The sequence below is a fragment of the Arthrobacter sp. 2YAF22_2 genome, assembly GCF_052114645.1.
Lineage (GTDB): Bacteria > Actinomycetota > Actinomycetes > Actinomycetales > Micrococcaceae > Arthrobacter.
Genome location: NZ_JBFRFD010000182.1, coordinates 1 through 6,337, shown reverse-complemented (window position 1 = coordinate 6,337; position 6,337 = coordinate 1). Strand labels below are relative to the sequence as shown.

4 protein-coding genes and 1 pseudogene are annotated in these 6,337 nt (G+C 67.6%); all 5 read right to left on the bottom strand.

Annotated features, from left to right (window positions below):
• Positions 1-270, bottom strand: a 270-nt coding sequence (locus tag AB4Y86_RS09330) for a class I tRNA ligase family protein (RefSeq protein ID WP_441401964.1), incomplete at its 3' end; no start/stop codon positions are given.
• Positions 271-332: 62 nt separating this feature from the next.
• Complete coding sequence (locus AB4Y86_RS09325; RefSeq protein ID WP_441401963.1) at positions 333-1,100, bottom strand: ABC transporter ATP-binding protein; 768 nt, start codon at positions 1,098-1,100, stop codon at positions 333-335.
• Positions 1,097-3,886 carry an ABC transporter permease gene (locus tag AB4Y86_RS09320; protein ID WP_441401962.1) on the bottom strand — a complete coding sequence of 930 codons (2,790 nt, stop codon included), beginning with the start codon at positions 3,884-3,886 and terminating at the stop codon, positions 1,097-1,099. The genes AB4Y86_RS09325 and AB4Y86_RS09320 overlap by 4 nt, the downstream gene beginning before the upstream one ends.
• Positions 3,887-4,088: 202 nt before the next feature.
• Positions 4,089-5,684 (bottom strand): phosphoglycerate dehydrogenase, encoded by a 1,596-nt coding sequence (gene serA / locus AB4Y86_RS09315; RefSeq protein ID WP_441401961.1) that lies wholly within the window; start codon positions 5,682-5,684, stop codon positions 4,089-4,091.
• Between the two features lie 143 nt (positions 5,685-5,827).
• A pseudogene (locus AB4Y86_RS09310) lies at positions 5,828-6,337 on the bottom strand (ketol-acid reductoisomerase); the annotation flags it as partial.

Sequence of the window (6,337 nt, the reverse complement as noted above, 5' to 3'; positions counted from 1 at the left end):
CCCCAGCGCCGCGTGGGTCGCCTTGTAGATTTCCGCGTTGCGGTTCACCAGCTCCTTGGGCGTGATGCCTTCCTTCTCCGCAGCCTGCGCGACCTTCATGCCGTGCTCGTCGGTACCCGTCAGGAAGAAAACGTCGTAGCCGTCCAGCCGCTTGAAACGGGCCATCGCATCGGTGGCAATGTACTCGTAGGCGTGGCCGATGTGCGGCACGCCGTTGGGGTAGGTGATGGCCGTGGTGATGTAGAACGGGGTTTTGGCTGAAGACGACACTCTTTGAATTTACCTTTTTCTGATGCGGTGCAGGCCGGCGGACTGGGACGCTACCCCAAAACCTAGATCAGCTCGGTCACGGTATCGCTCAGGCGGACCAGTTCGTGGTCGTGCGAGGCCACCAGGACGGCGATCCCGTCCGACGTCGTGTCCTTGAGGATGCTGATGATGCGGTTCGCCGAGGTGCGGTCCAGGCTGGCGGTGGGCTCGTCCACCACCAGCACCCGGGTGCCGAGGATGAGGGCGCGGGCAATCGCGACRCGCTGGCGTTCGCCGCCGGAGAGCTGCGCGGGGCGGTGGCGCATGCGCCGGCCCAGGCCGACCAGGTCCAGCAGGTCCTTGGCCATGTCGCGTCGCTGTTCGACCTCGCCGTCAGGGACGGCCGGCAGCAGCACGTTTTCGAGCGCGCTCATCCCGTCGATCAAGGCGCCGCCCTGGTCCACGTAGCCGATCAACGCCCGACGGCGGTCGGCGATTTCGTCGTCGCCCATGGTTTCGAGCGAGTCGCCTTCCCAGAAGACCCGGCCCGACGTCGGCAGGGTCAGGCCCGCGCCGACGGTCAGGATGCTGGTCTTGCCCGAGCCGGAGCGGCCGGCGACACAGTGCATTTCGCCGGCGTGCAGCGTCATGTTGAAGTCATCGACCACGTTCACGGCCTCGGCGCCGCCCTTGCCGCCGCCGTAGTGGATGGTGATGTTGCTCAGTTCCAGCGGCGTGGCGTGGTCCGTGGACTTCACGATCGTGTTGGCGCGCGTCTGGTGGCCGCCGGCCCCGGTGCTTGCCGGCATCCGGTTCCGGGCCGCCCGGGTCTGGTTCAGCTCGTTAGTCATTGGACCACTTTCGTTGCAATCGGAATCCAGCAGAGTACCGCCACAAGTCCGGCGATTCCGGCCCAGAGTGCGGCGTAGGGGGCGAGGAGCAGCCCGATGCCAAGGGCGCCCAGGACACCCAGCGGCAAGGCGATGGTTCCCACCATGGCATTTTCGAAGAAGCGGACCTGGCCCAGCATGTCCGGGTTCCAGCCCATGGCCTGCAGGGTGCCCAGGTACTGGCGCTTGGCCCCCAGCTCGAAGCGGCCGGTGACCATGGTCAGCAGCAGCCCCACCGCGACGCCGGCCAGGGCCAGGATGACGCTGGGTAAGGCGATGCTGGCCGCGGCCAGCCCGCTCAGGGCGCTGGCCCCGGCGGCCCGCGGGATGTCGATCAGCAGCGCGACGAGCCCGCCCACCGCGGCGCCGAAGACGCCGACGGCGATCGCCAGCGAGCCGGTGTTGAACTTGTTCGTGCTCAGCTGCCGGCTGGCGAAGGTCAGCGGCGAGTCGACGGGGATCAGCCGCTCGTCATGCTGCGGCTCCTGGTCGATGATCTCCCGGTGCCGCAGCTGCTGGGCGGCGAAGTAGGCGGCGCCGCAGTAGAGGACCAAAACCGCGGCGGAGACGATCGCGGTGGCGGGGTTCCAGCTGATCAGGCTCAGGGCGATCCCGGCGAACGCCAGCAGCGCCGCGCCGACACCGAACTCGGCCAGCACCCAGGACCGGACCCTGCGCTGCGTCCAGCCCATGGCCCGCAGCGTTCCTGCCTCGCGGCGGCGCTTCCGGACGTAGCTGACGGTGGACGCGCCGGTGAGCAGGGCAGCACCGCACAGGGTCAGGAACAGCAGGGTGAGGTTGGTGCCGGTCAGCGAGCCGGAAACCGCGCTGGCGGCGTCCTGGCGGACCCACGACTGCTGCACGGTGCCCAGCGGCGATTCCTTGCCGGCGYCGTCCTTGGAGTAGCCGGGCACGAAGATGCTGGCATCTTCGCGGGCGGAGCCGGCAACCACTGTGGCCTGCAGGCCCATGTCGCGGATCTCATTGGCGAGCTTCTCGACCGCGGGCTGCGCCTGCTTCCAGCTGCCGTCGACGTTGGCGCGCACGCGCACGGCGTCGATCACGGAAGCGTTGCTCTGGTAACCGCGGGCGGCGGCCAGGCCGTAGTAGTCGGTGATGGCCCCGGCCGACTGGCTGACCAGCCCGGTGCCGCTGAGCGAGGGCTTGAGCACGGTTTGCTCGACGTCCTTGCCGGCGRCGTCCTTGGTCAGGGTCAACGGGGTCGGGTCGTAACCGCCGAGCGGGAGGCGGTTGACGTCACCGGCCGCCGCCTGGACCTTGGCGGGGTCAAAGGTGCCGTAGACCATGGCCAGGGGCGTGGCGGGCTTCTTGCCGGTCGCGAGGCTGTCGCGGTAGGAGCGCTCGTCGACCGGCGTGCGTTGCGTCTGGTCGACGGCGGCACCGTCGAGGCCCTTCTCCGGAAGCCGGTTCACGGTGACCCAGTCACCCGGGATCGCCGACTTGTCGACAGCGCCGTTGCCTGCGGTCTTGCCGTCCTGGTACTTGGGCGCGGCGGCGAAGTCGGTGCTCCAGGTCGCGGGGTTGTACAGGCCCTGGCCGAAGCTGCCGGTATCCCCCATCAGCCCGGTGAGGTCCTTGGATCCGGGCCACGCGAGGGCGAACGGCGACTTGGACACGAACGGCAGGTAGTCCTTGTCCAGCGACCGCGAGGCGGTGCCGACGTCCTTGGTGACGTTGCCGGCCGCGTCGATTTCCTCGATCTTGACCGAGTACTTCAAGTCAAGGGAGGTGCCGGACCGGACGATCAGCGGAATCGCCTGCGAGTCAGCGGTGAGCTGCCCGGCCCGTTTGGCCTGCTGGTACTGGGTCATCAGCGGGGCCCAGTACTTGAGTTTGACGCCGAGGAAGTCGGGGCCCTCTTTGAGCTGGTCCATGGTGATGCCGTTGGTGAAGAGGCTTTCGAAGTGGCTCCCGACCGCGCTGGCGCTGCGCGCATCGGCGGGCGGCGCCTTCTCCAGGGGCGCGAGGAAGTCCCCGGCACCGCCCAGCAGCGCGCGCTCCGAGACCGGGTCGACGGCGACGACGGACTCGGTCACCTGCGGGGCGGTGGGCAGCGAGACGGAGAGGTTGAAGAGGTTGTGTTCGGAGCCGCCGGCCGGGGCCGGGAACTTGATCCCGGTCTCCCCTGCCGGGCCCGCAATCCGGACGTTCTTGCCGCCGGCGACCTGCTCCTCGACGAGCTTGGCCTTGCCGAGGGTGCCCTCGGCGGTCGTCTTGAACAGGGTCTTCTCGGAGGCGCCGTCCGAGCTGACGGCGCTGGCGGTGAGCCGGTACTTCTTGGGCGTGCCGCTCAGGACGGACTCGGCAGCGGGCCACTTGGACGGATCGGTGGCGGTGGGGTCGCCGGAGGTGCCGGCCAGGCCGGCGTTGTAACCGAGGTAGTCAGTGGCGTCGAGCCGCGGTGCCTCGAGGTTCTGGGAGACCCTGGAGACCAGGCTGATCGGCGCCGCCACCGAGGTGCCGGAGAGCTTGCGGATCGCATCCAGCTGCCCGAAACTGATCCCGCCCTGCCCCGAGGCGATGTCCGGCTGCATGAGGCCGCCGTTGTCGTCGGTCTTGGCCTGGACCAGGACGTCGTAGAGCCCGCGGGAGTTCTGGTCGACGGTCCGGTTCAGCGCGGCCTGCGACTGGCCCTGCACCAAAACCGACAGGCACATGGCCGCGATCAAAATGGACGCGGTCAACAAAAGCACTCTGCTTCTGATGAACCTTTGGACGGCGTTCATTGGGCTCCTGAAAGCTGGATTGCGTGCGCACACCGCTGTTCGTTCCGCGCGGAAGTGTCGGCGTCCTCGGCCGGGTGTGCAAAAGTAAAGGCCGGTCTGCCGGCCACATCCGAAATTTCGGACCTAGCCATTGTACCCAGACCGGCCGCCCGTTCGTGCCCGGCCGCGGCGGTGTTGCCGCCGCAGCCGGACCACCCGGGTCTTAGTCCGCGAGGTCGACCTCGCGCACCATGTCTGCGCCAATTCCGGCCTTGATCGCTTCCAGCACCTGCTGCGGCACGGAGCTGTCGATGGTCAGGAGCGCGAGCACCTGGCCGCCCTCATCCTGCCGCGCCACCTGCATGCCGGCGATGTTTATGTTGTTCATGCCGAGGATGTGGCCGATCGTGCCGATCACGCCCGGCCGGTCCGAGTACGCCACCACCACAAGGTGCTCACTGATCGGGATTTCCACCTCGAAGCCGTTGATTCCGACGAGCTTCTGGACCTGCTTGGGGCCGGTCAGGGTGCCGGCCACCGAGATCTGGCTGCCGTCGCTCAGGGCTCCGCGCAGGGTCAGGACGTTCCGGTAGGACTCCGTGTCCGGGGTGGTGATGAGCCGGACGTTGATGCCGCGCTGCTCGGCGATCACGGGCGCGTTGACGTAGGAGACCTGCTCGGTCACGACGTCGGCAAAGATGCCCTTGAGCGCGGCCAGCTCGAGGACCTTGACGTCGAGCGAGGAGATCTCGCCGGCGACTTCCACGTCGAACTGGGTGAGCGAGGCGTGGGTCATCGCGGTGAAGATCCGGCCCAGCTTCTCGATCAGTGCGATGCCGGGGCGCACGTCCGGGGCGATGATGCCGCCGGCGACGTTCACGGCGTCGGGCACCAGCTCGCCGGCCAGGGCCTGGCGGACGGACCTGGCGACGGAGACACCGGCCTTTTCCTGGGCCTCGTCGGTGGAGGCGCCCAGGTGCGGGGTGACCACGACGTTGTCGAGCTTGAAGAACGGCAGGTCCGTGCTGGGCTCCTTGACGAAGACGTCGACGCCGGCGCCGGCAATCTCGCGGGACTCCAGCGCGGCGTAGAGCGCCTCCTCGTCCACCAGGCCGCCGCGGGCGACGTTGACGACGTAGGCGCTGCTCTTCATCTTCTTGAAGGCCTCAGCGCCCAGCATGCCGACGGTCTCGGGGGTCTTGGGCATGTGGATGGTGATGAAGTCCGCCTGGGCCAGGAGATCGTCCAGGGTCACCAGCTGCACGCCGAGCTGCGCGGCGCGGGCGGAGGTGACGTAGGGGTCGTAGGCAAGGATCTTGGTGTCGAAGCCCTTGAGCCGGGCCGCGACGAGGGCACCGATCCGGCCGAGCCCGATAATGCCGATCTTCTTCTCGAAGAGCTCCGTACCGGTGTACTTGGAGCGCTTCCACTCGCCCTCCTTGAGTGCGGCGGATGCCTGCGGGATGTGCCGGGCGAGGCTGAGGATGTGGCCGACGGTGAGTTCGGCGGCGGAGACGATGTTCGACGTCGGGGCGTTGACCACCATGACGCCGGCCTGGGTGGCGGCCTTGATGTCAACGTTGTCCAGGCCCACCCCGGCGCGGGCGATCACCTTGAGGTTCTTGGCGGCCGCGATGGCCTCGGCGTCCACCTGGGTGGCGGACCGGATCAGGATCGCGTCGACGTCGGCTATCGCGGAGAGCAGCTGGGAACGGTCGGCGCCGTCGGTCTGGCGGATTTCAAAGTCCGGGCCGAGGGCCTCGACAGTGGCGGGCGAAAGTTCCTCAGCGAGGAGTACGACAGGTTTGGTGCTTGTCACCGGTGACCTCTTTAGCTCTCTTGTATTCAGGTGGGGACTTTGGAACGTTGGTTGGCAGACGGCGGTGTCCTTTCGGCTGCTGCGCTCGTACCTCACGCAACAACGCAGCCTTCAAGGACACCACCGCCCACCATCACCGTGATCTAGCGGGCTACGGAACCTTCGGTGTAGTCGTCTTCGTTCTTGATCCAGGAGAAGAGCTTGCGCAGTTCGCGGCCGGTGGCCTCGATCGGGTGGTCCTCACCCTTCTTGCGCAGGGCCTTGAACTCGGGAGCTCCGGCGTCCTGGTCGTCGATGAAGCGCTTGGCGAAGGTGCCGTCCTGGATGTCTTTGAGGACGGCCTTCATGTTTTCCTTCACCTCGGGGGTGATCACGCGCGGGCCGGATACGTAGTCGCCGTATTCCGCGGTGTCAGAAACACTCCAGCGCTGCTTGGCGATGCCGCCCTCGACCATCAGGTCGACAATCAGCTTGAGCTCGTGCAGCACTTCGAAGTAGGCGACCTCGGGCTTGTAGCCGGCCTCGGTGAGGGTCTCGAAGCCGTACATGATCAGCTGCGAGGCGCCGCCGCACAGGACGGCCTGCTCACCGAAGAGGTCGGTTTCGGTCTCTTCGGTGAAGGTGGTCTCGATAACGCCGGCGCGGGTGCCGCC